Origin of the sequence: Nonomuraea sp. KM88 (assembly GCF_052245635.1) — a bacterium.
Lineage (GTDB): Bacteria > Actinomycetota > Actinomycetes > Streptosporangiales > Streptosporangiaceae > Nonomuraea.
Genome location: NZ_JBQQCC010000013.1, coordinates 72,954 through 92,461 on the forward strand (window position 1 = coordinate 72,954; position 19,508 = coordinate 92,461).

The 19,508-nt window shown below is 71.5% G+C and carries 18 protein-coding genes; 6 read left to right on the top strand and 12 right to left on the bottom strand.

Annotation, left to right across the window (positions count from 1 at the left end; translation table 11 throughout):
• Nucleotides 1-85: 85 nt before the first annotated feature.
• The 5 genes from ACTWPV_RS32960 to ACTWPV_RS32980 all read right to left on the bottom strand — a co-directional run bounded on the left by ACTWPV_RS32960 (nucleotide 86) and on the right by ACTWPV_RS32980 (nucleotide 6,729).
• Nucleotides 86-874, bottom strand: a complete 789-nt coding sequence (locus ACTWPV_RS32960; protein ID WP_347645247.1) for an alpha/beta hydrolase — start codon at nucleotides 872-874, stop codon at nucleotides 86-88.
• On the bottom strand, nucleotides 841-2,910 hold the full coding sequence (locus ACTWPV_RS32965; protein WP_443154764.1) for an ATP-binding protein: 2,070 nt from the start codon (nucleotides 2,908-2,910) through the stop codon (nucleotides 841-843). The genes ACTWPV_RS32960 and ACTWPV_RS32965 overlap by 34 nt, the downstream gene beginning before the upstream one ends.
• Before the next feature lie 39 nt (nucleotides 2,911-2,949).
• The gene (locus ACTWPV_RS32970; protein WP_443154765.1) at nucleotides 2,950-3,378 is read right to left on the bottom strand and encodes an AMP-binding protein; all 429 of its coding nucleotides are present in this window, start codon (nucleotides 3,376-3,378) and stop codon (nucleotides 2,950-2,952) included.
• Between the two features lie 56 nt (nucleotides 3,379-3,434).
• Nucleotides 3,435-5,852 carry a LuxR C-terminal-related transcriptional regulator gene (locus tag ACTWPV_RS32975; protein WP_443154766.1) on the bottom strand — a complete coding sequence of 806 codons (2,418 nt, stop codon included), beginning with the start codon at nucleotides 5,850-5,852 and terminating at the stop codon, nucleotides 3,435-3,437.
• A gap of 133 nt (nucleotides 5,853-5,985) precedes the next feature.
• On the bottom strand, nucleotides 5,986-6,729 hold the full coding sequence (locus tag ACTWPV_RS32980) for an AMP-binding protein (RefSeq protein ID WP_347645255.1): 744 nt from the start codon (nucleotides 6,727-6,729) through the stop codon (nucleotides 5,986-5,988).
• A gap of 173 nt (nucleotides 6,730-6,902) precedes the next feature.
• Between ACTWPV_RS32980 and typA the strand changes: the two genes are divergently transcribed.
• Complete coding sequence (gene typA / locus ACTWPV_RS32985; protein ID WP_443154767.1) at nucleotides 6,903-8,753, top strand: translational GTPase TypA; 1,851 nt, start codon at nucleotides 6,903-6,905, stop codon at nucleotides 8,751-8,753.
• 89 nt (nucleotides 8,754-8,842) lie between these two features.
• Here typA and ACTWPV_RS32990 read toward each other — a convergent pair whose 3' ends face one another.
• The 4 genes from ACTWPV_RS32990 to ACTWPV_RS33005 all read right to left on the bottom strand — a co-directional run bounded on the left by ACTWPV_RS32990 (nucleotide 8,843) and on the right by ACTWPV_RS33005 (nucleotide 11,309).
• On the bottom strand, nucleotides 8,843-9,493 hold the full coding sequence (locus ACTWPV_RS32990; protein ID WP_443154768.1) for a DUF2461 domain-containing protein: 651 nt from the start codon (nucleotides 9,491-9,493) through the stop codon (nucleotides 8,843-8,845).
• A 36-nt stretch (nucleotides 9,494-9,529) separates the two neighbouring features.
• Entirely contained in the window at nucleotides 9,530-10,315 is a 786-nt protein-coding gene (locus ACTWPV_RS32995) for a polysaccharide deacetylase family protein (RefSeq protein WP_347645261.1), read from the bottom strand.
• 30 nt (nucleotides 10,316-10,345) lie between these two features.
• Nucleotides 10,346-10,651, bottom strand: a complete 306-nt coding sequence (locus ACTWPV_RS33000; protein WP_347645263.1) for a hypothetical protein — start codon at nucleotides 10,649-10,651, stop codon at nucleotides 10,346-10,348.
• Nucleotides 10,652-10,733: 82 nt separating this feature from the next.
• Complete coding sequence (locus ACTWPV_RS33005; RefSeq protein WP_347645264.1) at nucleotides 10,734-11,309, bottom strand: helix-turn-helix domain-containing protein; 576 nt, start codon at nucleotides 11,307-11,309, stop codon at nucleotides 10,734-10,736.
• A gap of 90 nt (nucleotides 11,310-11,399) precedes the next feature.
• Between ACTWPV_RS33005 and ACTWPV_RS33010 the strand changes: the two genes are divergently transcribed.
• Both ACTWPV_RS33010 and ACTWPV_RS33015 read left to right on the top strand, forming a co-directional pair.
• Nucleotides 11,400-12,239 carry an EamA family transporter gene (locus ACTWPV_RS33010; RefSeq protein ID WP_443154769.1) on the top strand — a complete coding sequence of 280 codons (840 nt, stop codon included), beginning with the start codon at nucleotides 11,400-11,402 and terminating at the stop codon, nucleotides 12,237-12,239.
• A gap of 18 nt (nucleotides 12,240-12,257) precedes the next feature.
• Complete coding sequence (locus tag ACTWPV_RS33015; protein WP_443154770.1) at nucleotides 12,258-13,202, top strand: anti-sigma factor RsbA family regulatory protein; 945 nt, start codon at nucleotides 12,258-12,260, stop codon at nucleotides 13,200-13,202.
• A 26-nt stretch (nucleotides 13,203-13,228) separates the two neighbouring features.
• Here ACTWPV_RS33015 and ACTWPV_RS33020 read toward each other — a convergent pair whose 3' ends face one another.
• Nucleotides 13,229-13,813 (bottom strand): sigma-70 family RNA polymerase sigma factor, encoded by a 585-nt coding sequence (locus tag ACTWPV_RS33020; RefSeq protein WP_347645269.1) that lies wholly within the window; start codon nucleotides 13,811-13,813, stop codon nucleotides 13,229-13,231.
• Nucleotides 13,814-14,383: 570 nt separating this feature from the next.
• On the bottom strand, nucleotides 14,384-15,352 hold the full coding sequence (locus ACTWPV_RS33025; RefSeq protein WP_443154771.1) for an ABC transporter substrate-binding protein: 969 nt from the start codon (nucleotides 15,350-15,352) through the stop codon (nucleotides 14,384-14,386).
• A gap of 100 nt (nucleotides 15,353-15,452) precedes the next feature.
• On the opposite strand from ACTWPV_RS33025, the gene ACTWPV_RS33030 reads away from it, so the two are divergent.
• Genes ACTWPV_RS33030 through ACTWPV_RS33040 form a run of 3 tightly spaced genes read left to right on the top strand, consistent with a single transcriptional unit; the run spans nucleotide 15,453 to nucleotide 18,327 of the window.
• A complete protein-coding gene (locus ACTWPV_RS33030; RefSeq protein ID WP_443154772.1) occupies nucleotides 15,453-16,487 on the top strand; it encodes a FecCD family ABC transporter permease in 1,035 nt (344 codons plus the stop codon).
• Nucleotides 16,484-17,527, top strand: a complete 1,044-nt coding sequence (locus ACTWPV_RS33035) for a FecCD family ABC transporter permease (protein ID WP_443154773.1) — start codon at nucleotides 16,484-16,486, stop codon at nucleotides 17,525-17,527. Before ACTWPV_RS33030 ends, ACTWPV_RS33035 begins: the two co-directional genes overlap by 4 nt.
• Complete coding sequence (locus tag ACTWPV_RS33040) at nucleotides 17,524-18,327, top strand: ABC transporter ATP-binding protein (protein WP_443154774.1); 804 nt, start codon at nucleotides 17,524-17,526, stop codon at nucleotides 18,325-18,327. Before ACTWPV_RS33035 ends, ACTWPV_RS33040 begins: the two co-directional genes overlap by 4 nt.
• Here the strand turns inward: ACTWPV_RS33040 and ACTWPV_RS33045 are convergent.
• Nucleotides 18,248-19,504, bottom strand: a complete 1,257-nt coding sequence (locus ACTWPV_RS33045) for an MFS transporter (RefSeq protein ID WP_347645277.1) — start codon at nucleotides 19,502-19,504, stop codon at nucleotides 18,248-18,250. The genes ACTWPV_RS33040 and ACTWPV_RS33045 overlap by 80 nt on opposite strands.
• Between the last annotated feature and the right edge of the window lie 4 nt (nucleotides 19,505-19,508).

Here is a 19,508-nt window from a genome sequence, read left to right on the forward strand (position 1 = left end):
CATGGTCGCCGTCATGACGGCTTCCATCCCCAGAGACTTTCTCCCGGCGGTTTTTATCCATCCGCCCTAGGTAGACGTGTATTACTCACGAAAAGTTCGAAGAGATCCATTTGCCAATTTTGCTGATGAGTTCGGGGGTGGCGGCGGTCTCCGCGTGGCCGTACCCCGGCTCGATCCAGAGCTCCTTCGGCTCGCGCGCGCCGTCGTAGAGCTGGTGCGCGTGCTCCACCGGAAAGAACGCGTCGGCCTCGCCGTGGACGATCAGCAGCGGCACCGGCGTGATGAGCCCGGCGGCCTCGTGCGGCGGCATCGGGATCGGGTCCCATGCGCCGGGAGCGATCCTGGTGCGCTTGACCAGCCGGGCAGCCAACCGGCCGGCCCGCCGCTCGATGGCCCAGTGCACCTGCCGCATCGGCCTGGTGCCCCGGTAGTACCACCGGGCCGGGCCGCTCACCGCGACCACCGCGTCCACGCCGCGCCTGAGCCCCGCATGGCGTACGGCCACCGCCGCCCCCATGGAGAAGCCCACGACCGCGATCCTTGAGTAGCCGACCACCCGGGCGTGCCTGACGGCGGCGTCCACGTCGAGGATCTCCGCGTCCCCCACGGTCGTCAGGCCGCCCGAACGGCCGTGGCCGCGGAAGTCGAACGCCACCACGCCGCCGTAGCGGCTCAGCACGTGCACGATGCGGCGGGCGGAGCGCTCACGCCACGAACCGGTGAAGCCGTGCGCCACCACGATCCCGACGTCCAGGGGTCCTGACCGCGCCGGATCGGCCCCGGCGGCGGGCAACCTGGCGGGAGTGTGCGAGGCGTCGATGCGAACCCCGTCCTCGGTCCTCAGCATGACGGGGAAGTTGGGCGCGAAAGGCATGAAGACGAGCTTAGGTTCGCTCCGCGTCCATCCGGTGCCTGGCCGCCCACCTCGATGTCGTCCCGCGCCCGGTCCAGCGCGGACAGCGCCATGAGGGCGCGGACGATCCCGCGCCGCTGGCCGGTCCGCAAACCCAGGGCCAGACCGGCGGCCACGTGCTCACCGGCGGTCGCGAAGTCGCGCAGCCCGGCCGCCACCCTCGCGATCTTGGTGTGGCAGCGGGCCACCTCGATCCGGTTGTCCATGTCCGCGAGCAGCGGCAGCGCCGAGGCGTGGTGGAACATGGCCGTCTCCAGGTCACCGGCGGCCTCGGCCACCGCGCCCAGATGGGTCAGCGCCCTGGCCAGGGTCCAGTGGTGACCGGTCTTCCTGGCGATGGCCAGCGCCTCCTCGCCGTAGCGCTGGGCCTGGCGCAGGCGGCCGTGGAAGAGCGCCACGTTCAGCTGGGCGATCCGGACGGTGGCCAGGTTGAACAGGTCGTCGTGGGCGGTGGCCGCGGCCTCCAGCTCGTCCAGGTAGGCCAGGGCCTCCTTGCTCTTCCCCCTGCGGAAGAACACGGTCAGCGCCACGCAGTAGGTGATGCCGAGCCAGTGCGTGTAGGGGTGTCTCTTCTGCTCCTCGACGGCCCGCACGACGAGCTCCTCCGCGCGGGCCAGCTCGTCACCGAGCTCCAGCCCGTACGCCAGGCCGCCGTTGGCCACCGCCACCAGCTCGGGCGGCACCTCCGACAGATCGAGCGCGAGCAACCGCTCGTGCCAGCCGACGCTCTCGCCGAGGTCGCCGCGGACGGCCTGGATCGCCAGGGCCGTGCTCGCCAGCCGCAGCCCGAGCACCGGCTGCTCGGACTCCACTGCCCAGTCGACGGCCGCGCGGCAGTCGTCGAGCAGGGACCGCCCCCTGGTGAACGCCTGCTTGATCGCCTCCCAGGACATCCCGCGGTTGAGAGAGTCGGCGCCGTAGCACTGCTCCAGTTCCTCGCAGATCACGCCCAGGTGCCTGTCGCGCAGGTGCGCGGCCTCGCCCGCCTCCTCCAGGCGCTCTGCGGCGTACTGCTTGATCGTCTCCAGCAGGCGGTAGCGGCCGGCGGCGCCGGGGTGGAGCACCAGCGACTTGTCGACCAGGGCGCTGAGCAGGTCGAGCAGCTCGGCGCCGCGCAGGATGCCGCCGTCCGCGCACACCCGCTCGGCCAGCTCCAGATCGAACAGCCCGGCGAAGACCGACAGCCTGCGCAGCAGCACCCGCTCCCGCGGCGAGAGCAGGTCGTGGCTCCACTCCACGGTGGCGAGGAGCGTGCGCTGCCGCGCGGGGGCGGTACGGTCGCCGGTGGTGAGCAGCCCGAACCTGTCGCCGACGCGGTCGGCGATCCGGCCGGGGCTCAGCAGGCTGGTACGGGCCGCCGCCAGCTCCAGCGCCAGCGGCAGGCCGTCGAGCGCGCGGCACAGGCGTACGACGTCGTCCATGCTGCCCGGGACCCCGCGCGCGCCGGCGGCCAGCGCCCGCTCCACGAAGAGCAGCACGGACTCGGCGTCCGGGTGGTGGTCGTCGGGCAGTTCGAGCGGCGGCACCCGCCACACCAGCTCGCCGGGGATGCGCAGGGGTTCGCGGCTGGTGATCAGGAACGCCGGCTCGGGGCACTCGGCGATCAGCTCGGCCACCAGCTCGGCGCACCGCTCGACCAGGTGCTCGCAGTTGTCGAGGACGATCAGCGCCCTGGCCGCGCGCAGGCGCACCCGCAGGCCGTCGAGCAGCCTCCCCGGCGTCTCGTCGCGCACGCCGAGCACCTCGGCCAGCTCGTTGACGACGAGCGCCGGCCTGCTGACGCGGGCCAGCTCGACCAGCCACACGCCCCCCGCGAACCCGGGCATCGCCCGCGCGGCGACGCGCAGCGCCAGGCGGGTCTTGCCGATGCCGCCGACGCCACTGAGCGTGATCACGCGTTCCTCGTGGATCAGCGCGCTCAGCTCGGCCACGTCTCGCGCGCGCCCGACGAAGCGGTTGGGCTCCGCGGGAAGGTTGTGCGGGACTTGCGCCGTCATGTGAGGGCCCATGGGGGTCGCGGGAACTGTCCGTCCCGCTCAGTCTCCACTGCTTCGGAGCTCGATGCGATCACTTTGCGTGCAGAAATCACGACGGATCGGATAGGGAGGTAGGGCGCCCAGGTCTGCGACGCCCATCACGATCCGTACGCGCGTCTCGTCCGCCGCCTCCAGCGCCCGCGGCACCTCGGAGATCATCACCCGGGCGCCGGTCGCGCGGATGCGGCTCCTGAGGGTGTCGACGTCGAGATCGGCCGGCAGCGGGCAGGCGACGCCGCCCGCGGCGATCACCGCGTCCGTCGCGATCATCAGGTCGGCCCCGACGGGCAGGCAGATGAGCACGGTGTCACCCGCGCGAACGCCTCTGCGCCGCAACTGGACGGTCGCCATGGCGGACCTCTCGTCCAGTTGCTCCTCGGTGAGCGCCAGGCCGGTGCCCAGGTCCACCATGACGATGCGCTCCTCCATGGGGCCAACGGTAGGGAGGGCGTCTCGTGCGGGCATGGGGCGGAATATGCAGATCCCTATGCAGAAGCCCTGGGGTGTTCCGCGGCCCACACCGCGATCTGCGCCCGCGAGGTGTAGCCGAGCTTCTCCATGATGTTCGCGATGTGGCGCGCCACCGTCGCGGGGCTGATCACCAGCTCCTCCGCGATGGCCCGGTTGGACAGGCCGCGGGTGAGCAGCCCGGCGACCTCCTGCTCGCGCGCGGTCAGCAGCGAGTGCCTGACGGGCCCGGTCACCACGGGCGTCCCGGCCGCCAGCAGTTCGCTCTCCAGCACGTGGCGCGCGGCGTCGTCGGGGTGCATCGCCCGGCCCCGCGACCACAGCGAGGTGGTGCGGCCCTCCCCCAACCGGGCCCTGGCCCGGCCGAGCAGCTCCTCGATCCGCGTCGTGGCCGGGTGCCGGCCGATCGAGGCGCGCAGCGTGGCCGCCGCGGCCGCGGCCAGCACCGCGCCGGCGAGATCGCCCTCGCACTCCGCCAGCACCGACAGCCCGGCCAGGCACCGGGCCATGTCCTGGCGCTGCCCCGCCGCCCCGGCCAGCGCTCGGCTCGCCGCCAGCCGCTCCCTGGCGACGCCGAACTCGCGCGACATCGCCGCCACCCTGCCGATCCTGGCCAGGCAGCGCGCCAGCTCCAGGTCGTCGCCCAGCTCCCGCAACCACGGAACGGCCAGCTCGTAGCGGGACCTGGCCGTCACCAGGTCGCCGCGGGCCTCGGCCACCGAGCCGAGCTGGGCGGCCGTCCGCGCCATGATCCAGCGGTGACCGTGCTCGCGCGCCCGCGCGAGCGCCTCCTCGCCGTGCCGCTCCGCCTCCCGCAGCCGGCCACGCGTCAGGGCCACCGCCGACAGCCCGGCCAGCCCGGCCGCCTGGTTCCAGGCGTCGCCGGACCGGGTGGCGAGGGCCAGGCACTCCTGGGCGTGCGGCAGCGCCTCGTCGGGCCTGCCCATGCGCAACAACACCACGGCCATGACGCTGTGCACGGCGCACCGGGTGAACACGTCGCCCGGCGGCAACCGGGCCAGGCTCCGCCCGGCCACCTCCAGCGAGCGGTCCAGCTCGTCGCGCGCCTCCAGCCCGTACGCGAGGCAGGCCTCGGCCCGCGCGATCCGCCCGCCGGGCACCTCCGACAGGTCGAGGGCGAGCAGCCGCTCCGTCCAGGCGACGATCTCCGACGGGTTGCCGCCGACGGGCAGCAGCGCCGTGCCGGCGGCACACAGCCGCAGGCCCAGCGCCGGGTTGCCGAACTCGGCGGCCCAGCCGAGCGCGACCCGCTGGTCGTCGGCGAGGATCCGGCTCGTGGTCAGCGCCTCCAGCCGGCCCTCCCAGGGCACCCCCGGCTCGACCAGCTCGGTGGCGAAATGGTGTTCCTGCAGCTCGCAGAGCGCGCCGAGGTGCCGCTCGCGCAGGATCTCCCGCTCGCCCGCCGTGTCGAGGCGCCCGGCGGCGTACCGCTTGATGGTCTCGAGCAGCCAGTAGCGTGCGCGGCCCTCGTCGCAGAGCACGAGCGACTTGTCGACCAGGCCGCCGAGCAGGTCGACGATCTCCGCCTCGGAGATCGGCGGTTCGGCGCAGACCTGCTCGGCCAGGTCGAGGTCGAACGCGCCGGCGAACACCGCCAGCCTGCGCAGCAACACCTGCTCCTTCGCGGAGAGCAGGTCGTGGCTCCACTCGACGGCGCGGAGGAGCGTGCGCTGCCTGGCGGGAGCCGTGCGGCCGCCGGTCGTCAGCAGCGCGAACCTGTCGTCGACGCGGTCGGCTATCTGCCCGGGGCTGAGCAGGCTCGTACGGGCCGCCGCCAGCTCGATGGCCAGCGGCAGCCCGTCGAGCGCCCGGCACAGGCGCGCCACGTCGGGCATGCTGCCGGGGCCCAGCCGCGTGCCCGCGGCGGCCGCGCGGTCGAGGAACAACCGCACCGACTCGGCGTCGGGACGGCCCGTGACGGGCGGCAGTTCGAGCGGCGGCACCCGCCAGACCAGCTCGCTGGCGATGCGCAGCGGCTCCCTGCTGGTCGCCATGACGTTCAGCGGCGGGCAGGCCGCGATCAGCGCCGCGACCACTTCCGCGCACCGTTCGACCAGGTGCTCGCAGTTGTCGAGCAGCAGCAGGCAGGGTTGACCGCGCAGCCTGGCCGCCACCGTGTCGAGCAGCGGGCGGCCGGCCTCATCGCGCACGCCGAGCACGCCGGCGAGCTCCCGCTCCACGAGCTCGGGACGGCCGACCCCGGCCAGCTCCGCGAGCCAGACGCCGCCCGGATAGGAGGGCAGCAGCCCGGCGGCCACCCGCACCGCGAGCCGGGTCTTGCCGATGCCGCCGACCCCGCACAGCGTCACCACCCGCGTCTCGCCCATCAGCCGGCGCAGGTCGCCGACGTCGCGTTCGCGGCCCACGAACCGGTTGGGCTCGGCGGGAAGGTTGTGCCGGGGCAGCTCAGACATGTGGTCACCCGCGCATCGCAGAAGGATCACACTCTCCGACAGTGTCGCACTTTCCCCGCCAGGAGACCCGCGCATCAGACACGCGCGCTCATGTTGCTCCAGCCGGCCAGGGACACGGCGGCGCCCGTCGGGATCACAGGCCGAGCGAGCTCACGACCGTCCGTTCGTCGACGACGCGCAGCGCGGGATTGCCGAGCAGCCTCCTCGCCAGGTCGTAGGGTGCGACGACGACGTTCGCCCCCCGCTCCTGGGCGAGCACGCGGCAGCCGACCAGGCTCGGCTCGTGGGCGACCACGACGTGGGCACCGGACATCATGGCCAGGTCGATCACCCGCAGCACCCTGAACGGATCGTTGACCGCGCTGATCAGGACGTCGTCCTTGGAGATGGCCACCCGCGCGGCGAGCCTGCGCAGGTCGCCTGCCAGCTCGTCGTGGTCGAACACGCGCCGGCCGTCGAACGTGAGCGCCGGGCCCGCCAGCGGCCCGAACTCCACCCCGCGCTCGTCGAGCAGCTCGGAGAACGGCTCGGCACCCTCGACCGGGTAGAAGGAGTAGACCTGCTCGACCTGCGTGGCGGCGGGATCGTAGTGGCGCTGGGTGATCAACATGCGGGCGGAGCCGGAGGCCGCGAGCACCGCGACGCCGCCCGCCCAGGCGACGGCGTGGATCGCGACCGGCAGCGTCGCGCCGGGCGGGACGTTGACGATGACCCTCTCGCCGTAGCCCAGACCCCGGCGGCGCAGGCCCGCCGCGCCACGGGTGACCCGTCTGACGAAGGTCGCGTACGACAGCAGCTCGCCTGTCCGGACATCGCTCACCGCCGGCCGTTCGCCCCGTGTCGGCGCCGCGGCCATCACCAGCTCTGTCCAGGTCATGCCGTTAATGTAGGGACCCTGGCCAAGATTGCCATGCGCACAATTGTGCAACCGGCTATGTACGTAGGCCCCCCGCCGTCGTCCCGCTCGCGCTCGCCATCAGAGGGGATCAATTAGACTTGGTAGGTCGCGACTTCGCGCGGCCGCCTCCACGACACAGAGCGAGACCTCTCATGCCTTTGAACAGCCGCGAAGACCTGCGGAACATCGCGATCATCGCGCACGTCGACCATGGCAAGACCACGCTGGTCGACGCCATGCTCTGGCAGTCCGGGGCCTTCCGCGCCAACCAGGACGTCGACGACCGCGTCATGGACTCCAACGACCTCGAGCGCGAGAAGGGCATCACCATTCTCGCGAAGAACACCGCGGTCAAGCACGGCGGCATGACCATCAACATCATCGACACCCCCGGCCACGCCGACTTCGGCGGCGAGGTCGAGCGCGGGCTCTCGATGGTCGACGGGGTCGTGCTGCTGGTCGACGCCTCCGAGGGCCCGCTGCCGCAGACCCGCTTCGTGCTGCGCAAGGCGCTGTCGGCGAAGATGCCGGTCATCCTGTGCATCAACAAGGTCGACCGCCCCGACGCCCGCATCAAAGAGGTCGTCGACGAGGTCTATGAGCTCTTCATGGATCTCGACGCCACCGAGGAGCAGATCGACTTCCCGATCGTCTACGCCTCGGCCAAGGCGGGCAGGGCCTCCATGGAGCGCCCCGACGACGGCGGCATGCCCGACTCGGGAGACCTCGAGCCGCTGTTCGACATCATCAAGTCGACCATCCCGGCGCCGACCTACGACCCGAGCGCGCCGCTCCAGGCCCACGTCACCAACCTCGACGCCTCCTCCTATCTCGGCCGCATCGCGCTGTGCCGCATCCACCAGGGCGTCATGCGCAAGGGCCAGCAGGTGGCCTGGTGCCGCACCGACGGCACGATCCAGCGCGTGAAGATCACCGAGCTGCTCATGACCGAGGCCCTGGAGCGCAAGGCGGCCGAGCAGGCGGGCCCCGGCGACATCATCGCCATCGCCGGCATCCCCGAGATCATGATCGGCGAGACGCTGGCCGACCCCGACGACCCGCGCCCGCTGCCGCTCATCACGGTCGACGAGCCGGCCATCTCGATGACCATCGGCACCAACACCTCGCCCCTCGTGGGCAAGGTCAAGGGCTCCAAGGTCACCGCGCGCATGGTGAAAGACCGACTCGAGAAGGAGCTGGTCGGCAACGTGTCGCTGCGGGTGCTGCCCACCGAGCGGCCCGACGCCTGGGAGGTGCAGGGCCGCGGCGAGCTGGCGCTGGCCATCCTGGTCGAGCAGATGCGCCGCGAGGGCTACGAGCTCACCGTCGGCAAGCCGCAGGTGGTCACCAAAGAGATCGACGGCAAGGTGCACGAGCCCGTCGAGCGCCTCACGGTCGACTGCCCGGAAGAATACCTCGGCGCGGTCACGCAGCTCCTGGCGGTGCGCAAGGGCCGCATGGAGCACATGACCAACCACGGCACCGGCTGGATCCGCATGGAGTTCGTGGTCCCGGCGCGCGGCCTGATCGGCTTCCGCACGGAGTTCCTCACCGAGACCCGCGGCACGGGCCTGGTCCACCACGTCTTCGACTCCTACGAGCCCTGGTTCGGCGAGCTGCGCACCCGCAACAACGGGTCGCTGGTGGCCGACAGGTCCGGCCCGGTGACCGCGTTCGCGATGCTCAACCTGCAGGAGCGCGGCACGCTGTTCGTCTCGCCGACGACCGAGGTCTACGAAGGCATGATCATCGGCGAGAACTCCCGGTCCGACGACATGGACGTCAACATCACCAAGGAGAAGAAGCTCACCAACATGCGCTCCTCCACCAGCGAGGAGACGGAGAAGCTGATCCCGCCGCGCGTGCTCTCCCTGGAGCAGGCGCTCGAGTTCATCCGCGAGGACGAATGCGTTGAGATCACTCCTGACGCCGTGCGCATCCGCAAGGTGGTGCTCGACGCCGCGATCCGCGGCCGCGCGGCGGCCCGCGCCAAGCGCGCCTGACCCACCGGCCCACCGCGCCTGACCCACCGCGTTTGGCGGCCTACGGCGGCCAGGCCGGTGGGGCGCGGCCTCCTGCTCCGGCGGCCAGGTCAGCGGGGCGGCAGCTCGCTGCCTCTCACGTGGGTGCAGAGCCACTCGACCAGGGGCCCGAAGTCGCGCCACGTGCGCGCCACCCGCTCGCGCACCTGCGGCGTGTGCACCCACGGCGCCGGCTCGAACCGTTTCCCCGCGTGGAGCGACCTGTGCCGCAGCAGCTCGATGCGGGGGTGGCCGGCGTCGAAGCCGCGCGGCCTGGTCTTGAGCCGCTCGCCGTGGAGCGTGTAGCCGGCCGCCTCCAGCGAGTCGATGATCGACTCCAGCGGCTTGCCCGACAGGTCTTCGTCGACGGCCGCGCGATAGCGGGCGACCTGGTCGGGGGCCTTCGTGTAGACGCCGCCCGCGGTGAACAGCCCGGCCGCGCTCAGCTCCACGTAGAGCCCGATGCCTGGCATCAGGTCGACGAACGCGCCCTGATGCGTCTTGTACGGCGACTTGTCCTTGGCGAAGCGCACGTCACGATAGGGCCGGAAGAGCTGCGCGGGCCCGAACTCCGTGGCCAGCTCGTCGGCGAGCGCGAGCATCGGCTCCCGCACGGCCTCCTCGTAGAGCTGTTTGTGCCGGCCGAAGTAGGTCTTCGAGTTGTCAGCCTCGAGCCCCTCGTAGAACAGGAACGCCTCGTCGGGAAAGCCGGTGAACCCCATGTGGACCAGCCTGCCACGCGGCCGGGCCGCCCCGGGTCACCGCCTCATGTACTTCCTCCCCGGCGTGGGGCTCCGGTGGCCGTACAGCTCTGAGACCGTGACGAACGTGAAGCCCCTTCTCGCGAGCGCGTCGAGCAGGGCGGGCACGGCCTTCACGGTGGTGCGGTGGATGTCGTGCATGAGGATGATCGAGCCGGGTGTGGCCCGGCCGGCCCGCCGGGCCACGATTTCGGGCGTCCGGTCCCGCCAGTCGAAGGTGTCGACGTTCCACAGGATCTGGGCCATGCCCGCGCGGCGTGCCTCGGCCGCGACGTGCCGGTCCGTCAGCCCGTACGGCGGCCGCATCACCCGCATTCTGACCCCGGTGAGCCGGCGCACGAGGCGGCCGGTGTGCCGCAGCTCCCGGTGGAGCTCCTTCCGCGTCAGCTCGGACAGCGCCCGGTGGCTCCAGGAGTGGTTGCCGAGCTCGTGGCCGTCGGCCGCGATACGCTGCACGGCTCGCCCGCCGCCGGCCGCCACCATCTCCCCGACCACGAAGAACGTCGCCCTGACGTGGCGCTCGTCCAGCACGTCGAGCAGCTGGTCCGTGTGCTCGCCCGGCCCGTCGTCGAAGGTCAGGGCCACGCACTTGGCCGAGGCGCAGTCGACGTGGCGCGGCCAGTCGGCCTGCATCGACTCCAGCCGCCTGGCCAGAACGGAGCGCTCGACCGGCGGCGGCTGGACGGGCACGATCGGGAGCGCCGGAGGATGGGGGTGCACCACCACCTGGGTGGCGAAGCTGACCAGAGCCAACAGGGCCAGCGGCAGAGCCCACCCGCGCATGCGTCCCCCCGAAACACCGCGTACGGGGGGCTACGGATAGTCCTGGGCCGGTTTCCCCCGCAGTTCCCTGACCAGGTCATCCCACCAGGGTGGGATATCGGCCCGCAGTTCTTCGGAGCGGCGCGCCACGCGCATGGCACATCCGGCCGGATCCGTACCCAGATGCCGACGTTTCACCGGCCCTTCCTGCCAACGGTAAAAGCCGTCCCTGTAGCGCACGACCAGGCCTATCCACACCGAGACGGTCGCATCGTCGCCCACGTCGTACGCGCTGGTGACGCCCAGACCGTGGAGCTCCGCCTGGAGCTTCTCCGTCGCCGCTCGGGCCTCACTCACCCGCCACCCCCTGCCGACGTTCTGCACACATCAGTGATGTACCCAGACAACGGGTGCCAGCCGCTTATAAGGGATATCTCCGTCATTGGTCGGGTGTCTCGCGGGGCTCGGCGACCACCATGACGAACCTGAGCTGCTCCTTGCCGTTGTTCGCGTAGCGGTGGGGACGGTCGGCGGTGAAGAGCACCGCGTCGTCCCTGCCGATGGTGTGGCTTTTGCCGTAGACGGTGATCGTCAGCTCGCCGTCGAGCACCGTGAGCATCTCGCGGGTGCCGGGCGGGTGGGCGTCGCCGTCGTGGTGCTCGCCAGGGGCCAGCCGCCAGTCCCACAACTCCAGGATCATCGGCACGTCCGCGCCCACGAGCAGGCGGGCCTGCACGTCGCCCTGGCGGAACGTGACGACGTCGGCCTTGTCGATGACGCGCACCATGGGCACGTCGGCGACCTCGACGAGTCGGGCCACGGTGACGCCCAGGGCGGAGGCGATCCTGGTGAGCGTGGAGACGCTCGGGTTGGTCCGGCCCTGCTCCACCTGGACGAGCATCCCCCTGCTCACCCCCGACCTGGCGGCCAGCGCGTCGAGCGTCAGCCCGCGGTGGGAGCGCTGGGCCCGGACGTTGTTGGCGATGGCCTGGGTGATCAGCTCGGGGTCCTCCATGGAGTGCAGTGTAGTGAAAACCTATTGCACTGTGCTGAACCTAATATGTTGTACTAAGCGTGCAGTTTGTTGGACTGGACGGAGTGCGACATGACGGTGATCCTGGCGGCCGCCTGCGCGGTGGTCTACGGCACGGCCGACTTCTTCGGCGGCCTGGCCACCAGACGAACCCAGGTGCTCTCGGTCGTCGTGCTGTCGCAGATCGCCGGCCTGGGGCTGATCCTGGCCCTGCTGCCGCTGCTGCCCGGCGCGTTCAGCGACACGGCGCTGTCATGGGGGCTGGCCGCGGGCATGTCGGGGGCGGCCGGGCTGGTGCTGTTCTACCGGGCGCTGGCCACGGGCGTCATGTCGGTGGTCGCGCCGACGACCGCGGTCACCTCGGCCGCGCTGCCCGTGGTGTTCGGGCTGGCGACCGGCGAGCGGCCGGCGTCCTGGGCACTGGTCGGGGTGGCGCTGGCGCTGGGCTCCGTGCTGCTGGTCAGCCAGGACAGCTCAGGCGGCGGACACGGCTCCGTCGCCTCGGTGGCGGCGGCGCTGGCCGCGGGCGCCGGGTTCGGCGGCTTCTTCGTCCTGCTCTCCATGGCCTCCCACGAGTCCGGCCTGTGGCCGCTGGTCGGCGCCAGGCTCTCGTCGGTGACCGTGGTGGCCCTGCTCGCCCTGGTCACCCGGAGGACGCTCAGACCGCGGCCGGGGTCACTGCACATCATCGTCGCCGCCGGCGTGCTGGACATGACGGCGAACGTGCTCTTCCTGCTCGCCCAGCAGGACGGCCTGCTCAGCCTCGTCGCCGTGCTCGTCTCGCTCTACCCGGCCAGCACCCTTCTGCTGGCCCGCCACGTGCTCGGCGAGCGGCTGCGGGCCGTCCAGATGACCGGCGTGGCCTGCGCGCTCGGGGCGGTGGCGCTGATAGCCGTTGCACAGCATCCCTAGCCTTGCTACGTTTCGCCCGTGCGCCCTGATCGGGCACGTTCCGGTGACGAGCCGTTGAGGCACGTCGCGGTGCCGTACGGCTCGGACGAGGCGTTCGTGAGCCTGACCGTCCCGCGCGTGCGCGCGGCGCTGGGCGAGGGCAGGCGGGTCCTGGTGATCACCGGGCCGGCCAAGCTCCGCCTGCTGGCCGACGCCCTGGGCCGCGACGCCGGGCGCGTCGACCTCCGCGACTCCGTGTCCTGGTACACCCACCCCTACCGGACCCTGGCCGGCCTGCACGACTACACGCGCGGCCGCCGCACGTTCGTCGTGGGCGAGCCCGTCTGGGAGGGCAGGAGCGCGCGAGATGTCAGGGAGCTCATCCGTTACGAGTCCGTCATCAACGCCGCGCTCCGCGCGCGGCCGGCGATCCTGTGGTGCCTCTACGACGTCCGCCACGTGCCCGCTGGCGTGCTCGACCACACCCATGTCACCCATCCCCTGCTGCTCGGCCCCGGTGGCGAGGCGGCCTGCGCCCGCTTCGTCGAGCCGCACGACCTGGTGCTGGACACCGATCGCGCGCCCCTGCCCGAGCCGGGCGGCGACGCCAAGACGTTCGACTTCACCGCGCGCGAGCTGAAGCGGCTGCGCCGCAGCGTCGGCGACTACGCCAGGGCGGCGGGCATGGACGGCGACCTCGTCCCGTCACTCGTGCTCAGCGCGTCGGAGATCGCGGCCAACAGCATCGAGCACGGCGCAGGCCACGGCACGATCACGATGTGGGTGGACGACGAGGAGCTCGTGTGCGAGATCGCCGACCCTGGCGGCGCGCTCCACGATCCCCTGCCCGGCTACATACCACCGGAGCCCGGATCCCCCAGGGGATACGGGCTCTGGATCAGCCGGCAACTGTGCGATCTCGTCGAGTTGCGCGCCGAGGACGGCCTGTTGCGCGTCCGCCTCCGTCTCGCCATGGGACCGTAGGCGCGCGCCGGAGCCGTGGCTCTGAGCTAGGCGGCGCTCTGTGCGGGGACGCGTACGGCGCCCTCTTCGCGGGCGTATCCCTCCAGCATGCCGCGCAGCTGGCGGCGGCCTCGGTGGAGGCGCGACATCACGGTGCCGATCGGGGTGCCCATGCGCTCAGCGATCTCCTTGTACGCGAAGCCCTCGACGTCGGCCAGGTAGACGGCCACGCGGAAGTCCTCGGGCAGGCTGCGCAGGGCGTTCATCACGATGTTGTCGGGGAGCCGGTCGAGCGCCTCGTTCTCGGCGGAACGCAGCCCGGTCGAGGAGTGGGACTCGGCGGCGTGCAGCTGCCAGTCCTCGATGTCCTCGGCCGCGGACAGCTTGGGAGAGCGCTGCTTCTTGCGGTAGTCGTTGATGAAGTTGTTGGTGAGGATCCGGTGCAACCACGCCTTGAGGTTGGTGCCCTCGCGGAACTGGTGGTAGGACGTGTACGCCTTCGCCACCGTCTCCTGCACGAGGTCCTCCGCGTCGGCGGTGTTGCGGGTCAGGCGCATGGCGGAGGCGAACAGCTGCGACGTCACGGGCACGACGTCCCGTTCGAACCAGTCCTGACGCTGCTCATCGGTCATAGTGATCAAATCAATCCCCCTTGCGCTATCCCCCGTTTCGGCACAAGCCGCCTGACAGCGGTTCCATCATCGCAAGCACCAGGTAAGGGGCGCGTTAGTGCGGTTCCGCCTTGGTCAGAAGGGGTCTTCGTCCATCTGCTCGCGGCGTGCGTGGTCACGTCCACGGCCGGACAAGTCTCATTATCATAACACTACCCACCCATTTTCACAGTAAGAGTGGCAAGAGTCACATGGGATAGCGTATAGGCATGAGTCTCGCCGGCCGTCATGTCCCTGGCACCCGCCGCTGGGTGGCCGACGCCATGCACCAGGTCGATGCCGACCGTTGCCGTGACACACATCTGCACGTCTTTCCGCTGCCCTCGGGCCGGGGTGTAAACCTTTCCTTGAAAGACGAGCCGATGCGGCCGGGAGTTCACTCGAACATCGAACTAGTTCGAACCGGGTCGTTGCCTGCCGTCCACGAGTTGGCCGGATCGGGCCGGCCACGGCCGTCGCCGGGCACCTGACAGCCCCGAGTCGGTGCACAACGACAGCGCCGGGCCGGCTGCTCCCCGACCTCCATGGGCGTCAGGAGGCGGGTCTGGCGGGATCGACGGCGAAGAACTTCGCCACGTCGTCCAGCATGGCGTGCGCGCCCTGGATGCCCACGGCGCTCATCCAGGTCAGGTCGCTGACCTCGTGCTTGTCACCCTTGAGCTTGCCCCAGAGCGGGTTGTTGACGAACTTCTCCTTGGGCCCCTCAGACGACGGATCCGGATATGTCGCGACGAAGATCTGGTCGGCGTCCAGCTCCGCGATCCGCTCCTGGCTGACGTCCACGGCGATGGCGTCCTTCGCGGCCGGCTGGCCCTCAGGGCGGGGGAAGCCGACGTCCTTCATGACCACGCCGGAGTAGGAGTTCTCCACGTAGAGCCGGGTCGTCGGCTCGCCGGCGAAGCGCACGACGGAGATCGTCGGCAGCTCGCCGTCCTTCTTCTTGATCGCCTCGCCGATCGCGGCGGCCCTCTCCTCGTACTCCTTGATCCTGGTGTCGGCGAGTGCCTCCTTGCCCAGGGCCTGGCCCATGAGGCGGAGGTTGTCCTTCCAGATGGCCCCGGTGGTCTCGCTGAAGACCGTGGGCGCGATCTTGGAGAGCTTGTCGTACAGCGCCTCGTGGCGGACCTTGGCCGAGACGATCAGGTCGGGCTTGAGCGCGATGATCTTCTCCAGGCTCGGCTGCTCCAGCGTTCCGACCGGAGCGGCCTGCTTGCCGTACCGCTCGGCGACGGCCCCGAGATAGCCGGGGAGCTCGGTGTCGATCGAGCGGTAGGTGGTGTAGCCCACCACCGGCGTCTCCAGGGTGAGCACCGCGTCGACGAAACTCTGGTCGAGCGCCACCACCCGCTTCGGCTGCTCCGGGATCACCGTCTCGCCCATGACGTGCTTGACGGTCCTGAAGGGGGCGCTCAGCGAGGGGGCGTCGGCGGTCTCCGCGGAACCGCAGGCGGCGAGCCCCACCACGAGGACGGCGCAGACCAACGCGCGCAACGGTCTCATCAGCACCCTTTCGGTCAAGATAAGGCAAACCTAATTTAGGTTAGCCCTGCCTAAGCTGGCATACTGCACCGGGATCCGGCAAACATCGAGGAGGGCGCGGGTGAGCGCAACGGCCGTCGCCCCCGGGCTTCATGGCGTCCGCCACCGGCGGCTCACGGTCCTGATCGTGCTGGTCGCCTCCGTGCTCGTCGCCGTGGTGCTGAGCGTCACCGTCGGCTCCAAGTCCGTGCCGGTCACCGACGCCTGGCACGCGCTCACCGCGCCGACCGGCACCGAGAACGACATCGTCATCCGCGCGCTGCGCGTCCCCAGGACGGTGCTCGGCGTGCTCGCCGGAGTCGCCCTCGGCGTGGCCGGCGCGCTCATGCAGGGCCACACCCGCAACCCGCTCGCCGACCCCGGCCTGCTCGGCGTCACGCAGGGGGCGGCGTTCGCGATGGTGTCCTCGATCGTGCTGCTCGGCGTCTCCAGCCTGCTCGGCTACATCTGGTTCGGCCTGGCGGGGGCGCTGGTCGCCAGCGTCGCGGTGTTCGCGCTCGGCATGACGGGCGGCAAGGGCAGCCCGACCCCGGTCACGCTGGCGCTCGCGGGCACCGCCGTGAGCGCCTTCCTCTACGCGCTGACCTCGGCCATCGTGCTGCTGGACGAGCAGGCGATGGACGTGTTCCGCTTCTGGCAGGCGGGCTCCATCGCGGCCCGCGGCGCCGACGTCGTCTGGCAGGTGCTGCCGTTCATCCTGGTGGGCCTCGTGCTGGCGGCGGTCAACGCCCCCGGGCTCAACGCCCTCTCGCTCGGCGAGGACGTCGCGCGGAGCCTCGGCCAGAACATCCCCGTGACCCGCGCCGTCGGCGTCGCCGCCGTCACCCTGCTGTCGGGCGCGTCGGTCGCCGCCTGCGGCTCGCTGGCGTTCGTCGGGCTCATCGTGCCCCACCTGGTCCGTCCGCTGTCGGGCACCGACCACCGGTGGCTGCTGCCGTACTCCGGGCTCGTCGGCGCGGCGCTGCTGCTGCTCGCCGACGTGATCGGACGCGTGGTCGCCCCGCCGGGAGAGCTGGAGGTCGGTGTGGTGCTCGCGCTGCTCGGGGCGCCGTTCTTCGTCGCCCTCGTACGGCGCAGGAAGCCGGTGCGCCTGTGACCGCCCTCCCCTTGCGCGTCGCCGGCCTGTCCTGGCAGGTGCGCCCGCGCGGCGTCGTGCTCACCCTGGCCGGGCTGGTCCTGCTCGCCCTGCTCATGGGCCTGAACATGCGCATCGGCGACATCGAGATGAGCCTCGCCGACGTGGTCGCCGGCACGTTCGACGCCGGCAACGCGGGCCACTTCGTCATCATGGAACTGCGCCTGCCGCGCGCGCTCACCGGCGCCCTCGTCGGCGCGGCGCTCGCGCTGTCCGGGGCGATCATCCAGTCCATCGCCCGCAACCCCCTGGCCAGCCCCGAGATTCTCGGCGTCACCACCGGCGCCTCCGTCACGGTCGTGGCCGGCGTGGTGGCCAGCGGCAGCGTCTACGGCGGCGTGAGCGGCCTGCTGTCCACCCTCGGCATCCCCGCGCTCGCCCTGCTCGGCGGCCTGCTCGGCGCCGCCGTCGTCTACGGGCTGGCCTGGCGGCGGGGCCTGGACGGCTACCGCCTGGTGCTGGTCGGCATCGGCGTGGCCGCCGTGTTCACCAACATCAAGTTCTGGCTCCTCACGGTCGGCGACGTCAACGACACCAGCCGCGCCATGATCTGGATCAGCGGCTCGCTCAACGGCCGGGGCTGGGAGCACGTGACGCCCACGGCGCTGGCCCTGGCCGTGCTGGTGCCGCTGACCCTGCTCGGCACCCGCTCGCTCGACGCCCTGCGCTTCGGCGACGACACCGTCACCGCCCTCGGCGTCCGCATGAATCCGGCCCGCGCCCTGCTGATCCTCGCCGCCGTGCTGCTGGCGGCCGTGGCCACCGCCTCCGCCGGCCCGATCGCGTTCGTGGCCCTCGCCTCGCCGCAGATCGCGCTCAGGCTGGTCCGGTCAGGACGGCCGCCCCTGTTGTGCTCGGCGGTCATCGGCGGCGTGCTCACCACGGGCGCCGACCTGATCGCGCGCACCGCGTTCTCCCCGCTCGAGCTGCCCGTCGGCATCGTCACCGCCGTGCTGGGCGCGCCCTACCTGATCCATCTGATCTGGAGGTCACGCAAGTGAGACTGCAGGCCGCCGACGTCAGGCTCGGGTACGGCGAGCGCGTCATCGTCGACGGGCTCGACCTCGGCATCGAGGCGGGCACCGCGACCGCCATCATCGGCCCGAACGGCTGTGGCAAGTCCACCCTGCTGCGCGCGCTCGGCCGCCTGCTCAAACCGCAGGGCGGTGAGGTACTGCTCGACGGCAAGCGCATCGACAAGCTCCCCACCCGGGAGGTCGCCAAGATCCTCGGCATGCTTCCCCAGGCGCCCGTCGCCCCCGAAGGCCTGACCGTGGCCGACCTGGTGGCCAGGGGGCGGCATCCGCACCAGACGTGGTATCGGCAGTGGTCCTCCGACGACGAGGGCGCGGTCACCGCGGCGCTGGACATGACGGGCCTCGCCGACCTGGCCGAACGGCCGCTGGACGAGTTGTCGGGCGGGCAACGGCAGCGGGCGTGGATCTCCATGGCCCTGGCCCAGGGCACCGACCTGCTGCTGCTCGACGAACCCACGACCTTCCTCGATCTCGCCCACCAGGTGGAGGTGCTGGAGCTCGTACGCCACCTGCACCAGCGGGCCGGACGCACGGTCGTCATGGTCCTGCACGACCTCAACCTGGCCGCCCGCTACGCCGACCGGCTCGTGGCCATGCGCGCCGGGCAGGTGATCGCCTCGGGCGCCCCGCACGACGTGCTGACCGAGGAACTGCTGCGCGAGGTGTTCGAGCTGGACGCCAAGGTCATCGAGGATCCGGTGGCCGGGACTCCCCTGGTGGTGCCGATCGGCCCGCGTGCCCGTCCCGCAGAGCGGGAAGCCTGAGCCGGCCCAGCGGCGTGTGCGCCACGACCGCGGCGATGGCCAGCCAGCTCACACCAGCGACGGCCATCAGCGCGTACGCGTTGCGCGTCTCCGACTCGAACACGCCCGTGGCCAGCGACGCGAGCGGGATGGACAGAAAGGCGATCATCCTGGCCGTGCCGAGCACCCGTCCGAGCAGATGGTCGGGGACGAGCAGCTGGCGCGCGGTCGCGATGGCTACGATCGACGTCCCCGCCGCGGCGAACTGCCCCAGCCAGGCGAGCCCGATCGGCACAGGGCCGCGCGCCACGATCATGGCCAGCATCGACAGGCCGCCCGCGGCGACGGCCAGGCAGATCACCGGTCCCGGCGGATACCTGCGCAGCAACCGGCTGCCGAGCGCTGCCCCGAGCACCGCGCCCACCCCCTGGAAGGCGTAGACGACGCCGATCTCCCCCGGGCTGAACCCGTGGTACGAGCTGAGGTAGTAGACGAGCCCGGCCAGCAGCAGCCAGACCCCGAAGTTGCACGCCGCGGTCGCGAGCGCGGTGGTGAGCACCACCTTGTCGCCACGGAACAGGAAGCTGAGGCCCTCTCCGATGTCCGCGAGCACGGACCGGCCTCGTTTCGTCAGCGGGCCCCGCGCCGCCCTGACGGGCCAGATCAGCAGGGCCGACAGCAGGAACGTGCCCGCGTCCACGTAGATCGCTGCCTGGTGGCCGAGACCCACGACGAGCGCGCCGCCGATCACGGGGCCGACCATGTTCACCGCGTGCTCGCCCATGTGGAGCCGCGCGTTCGCCTGCGGCAGCCGCTCCACCGGGACCAGCGAGGGCACCATCGAGCGGAACGCGGGCTGGTAGAGGGGATCGACGCAGGCCAGCAGGAACGCCACCGCGTAGATCGCCCAGACCTGCCGCACGCCGGCCGTCACGATCACCGCGAGCAGCACGGTGACCGCGCCGGACGTCAGGTCGCCGATCACGAGCACGCGCCGCCGGTCGACCCGGTCCGCGAGCGCCCCGCCGACCATGCCGAGCGCGACGTACGGCAGGTATTCCATGGCGTACACGAGCCCGGTGCCGAGCGCCGAGCCGGTCAGGTCGTAGACCAGGAGCGGCAGGGCCAGCCGGTAGATCCAGGTGCCGAGCGAGGAGGCGAGGAAGGCGCTGAGCAGGAGCCAGTAGCGCCGTCCCATGGGC

Bases quoted from the DNA above. Each gene is read 5' to 3' on its own strand.
- ACTWPV_RS33020 (WP_347645269.1), bottom strand. From the start codon at position 13,813: ATGACCGATGAGCAGCGTCAGGACTGGTTCGAACGGGACGTCGTGCCC.
- ACTWPV_RS33045 (WP_347645277.1), bottom strand. From the start codon at position 19,504: ATGGGACGGCGCTACTGGCTCCTGCTCAGCGCCTTCCTCGCCTCCTCG.
- ACTWPV_RS32975 (WP_443154766.1), bottom strand. From the start codon at position 5,852: ATGTCTGAGCTGCCCCGGCACAACCTTCCCGCCGAGCCCAACCGGTTC.
- typA (WP_443154767.1), top strand. From the start codon at position 6,903: ATGCCTTTGAACAGCCGCGAAGACCTGCGGAACATCGCGATCATCGCG.
- ACTWPV_RS32970 (WP_443154765.1), bottom strand. From the start codon at position 3,378: ATGGAGGAGCGCATCGTCATGGTGGACCTGGGCACCGGCCTGGCGCTC.
- ACTWPV_RS32960 (WP_347645247.1), bottom strand. From the start codon at position 874: ATGCCTTTCGCGCCCAACTTCCCCGTCATGCTGAGGACCGAGGACGGG.
- ACTWPV_RS32980 (WP_347645255.1), bottom strand. From the start codon at position 6,729: ATGACCTGGACAGAGCTGGTGATGGCCGCGGCGCCGACACGGGGCGAA.
- ACTWPV_RS33010 (WP_443154769.1), top strand. From the start codon at position 11,400: ATGACGGTGATCCTGGCGGCCGCCTGCGCGGTGGTCTACGGCACGGCC.
- ACTWPV_RS32990 (WP_443154768.1), bottom strand. From the start codon at position 9,493: ATGGGGTTCACCGGCTTTCCCGACGAGGCGTTCCTGTTCTACGAGGGG.
- ACTWPV_RS32995 (WP_347645261.1), bottom strand. From the start codon at position 10,315: ATGCGCGGGTGGGCTCTGCCGCTGGCCCTGTTGGCTCTGGTCAGCTTC.
- ACTWPV_RS33005 (WP_347645264.1), bottom strand. From the start codon at position 11,309: ATGGAGGACCCCGAGCTGATCACCCAGGCCATCGCCAACAACGTCCGG.
- ACTWPV_RS33025 (WP_443154771.1), bottom strand. From the start codon at position 15,352: ATGAGACCGTTGCGCGCGTTGGTCTGCGCCGTCCTCGTGGTGGGGCTC.
- ACTWPV_RS32965 (WP_443154764.1), bottom strand. From the start codon at position 2,910: ATGACGGCGCAAGTCCCGCACAACCTTCCCGCGGAGCCCAACCGCTTC.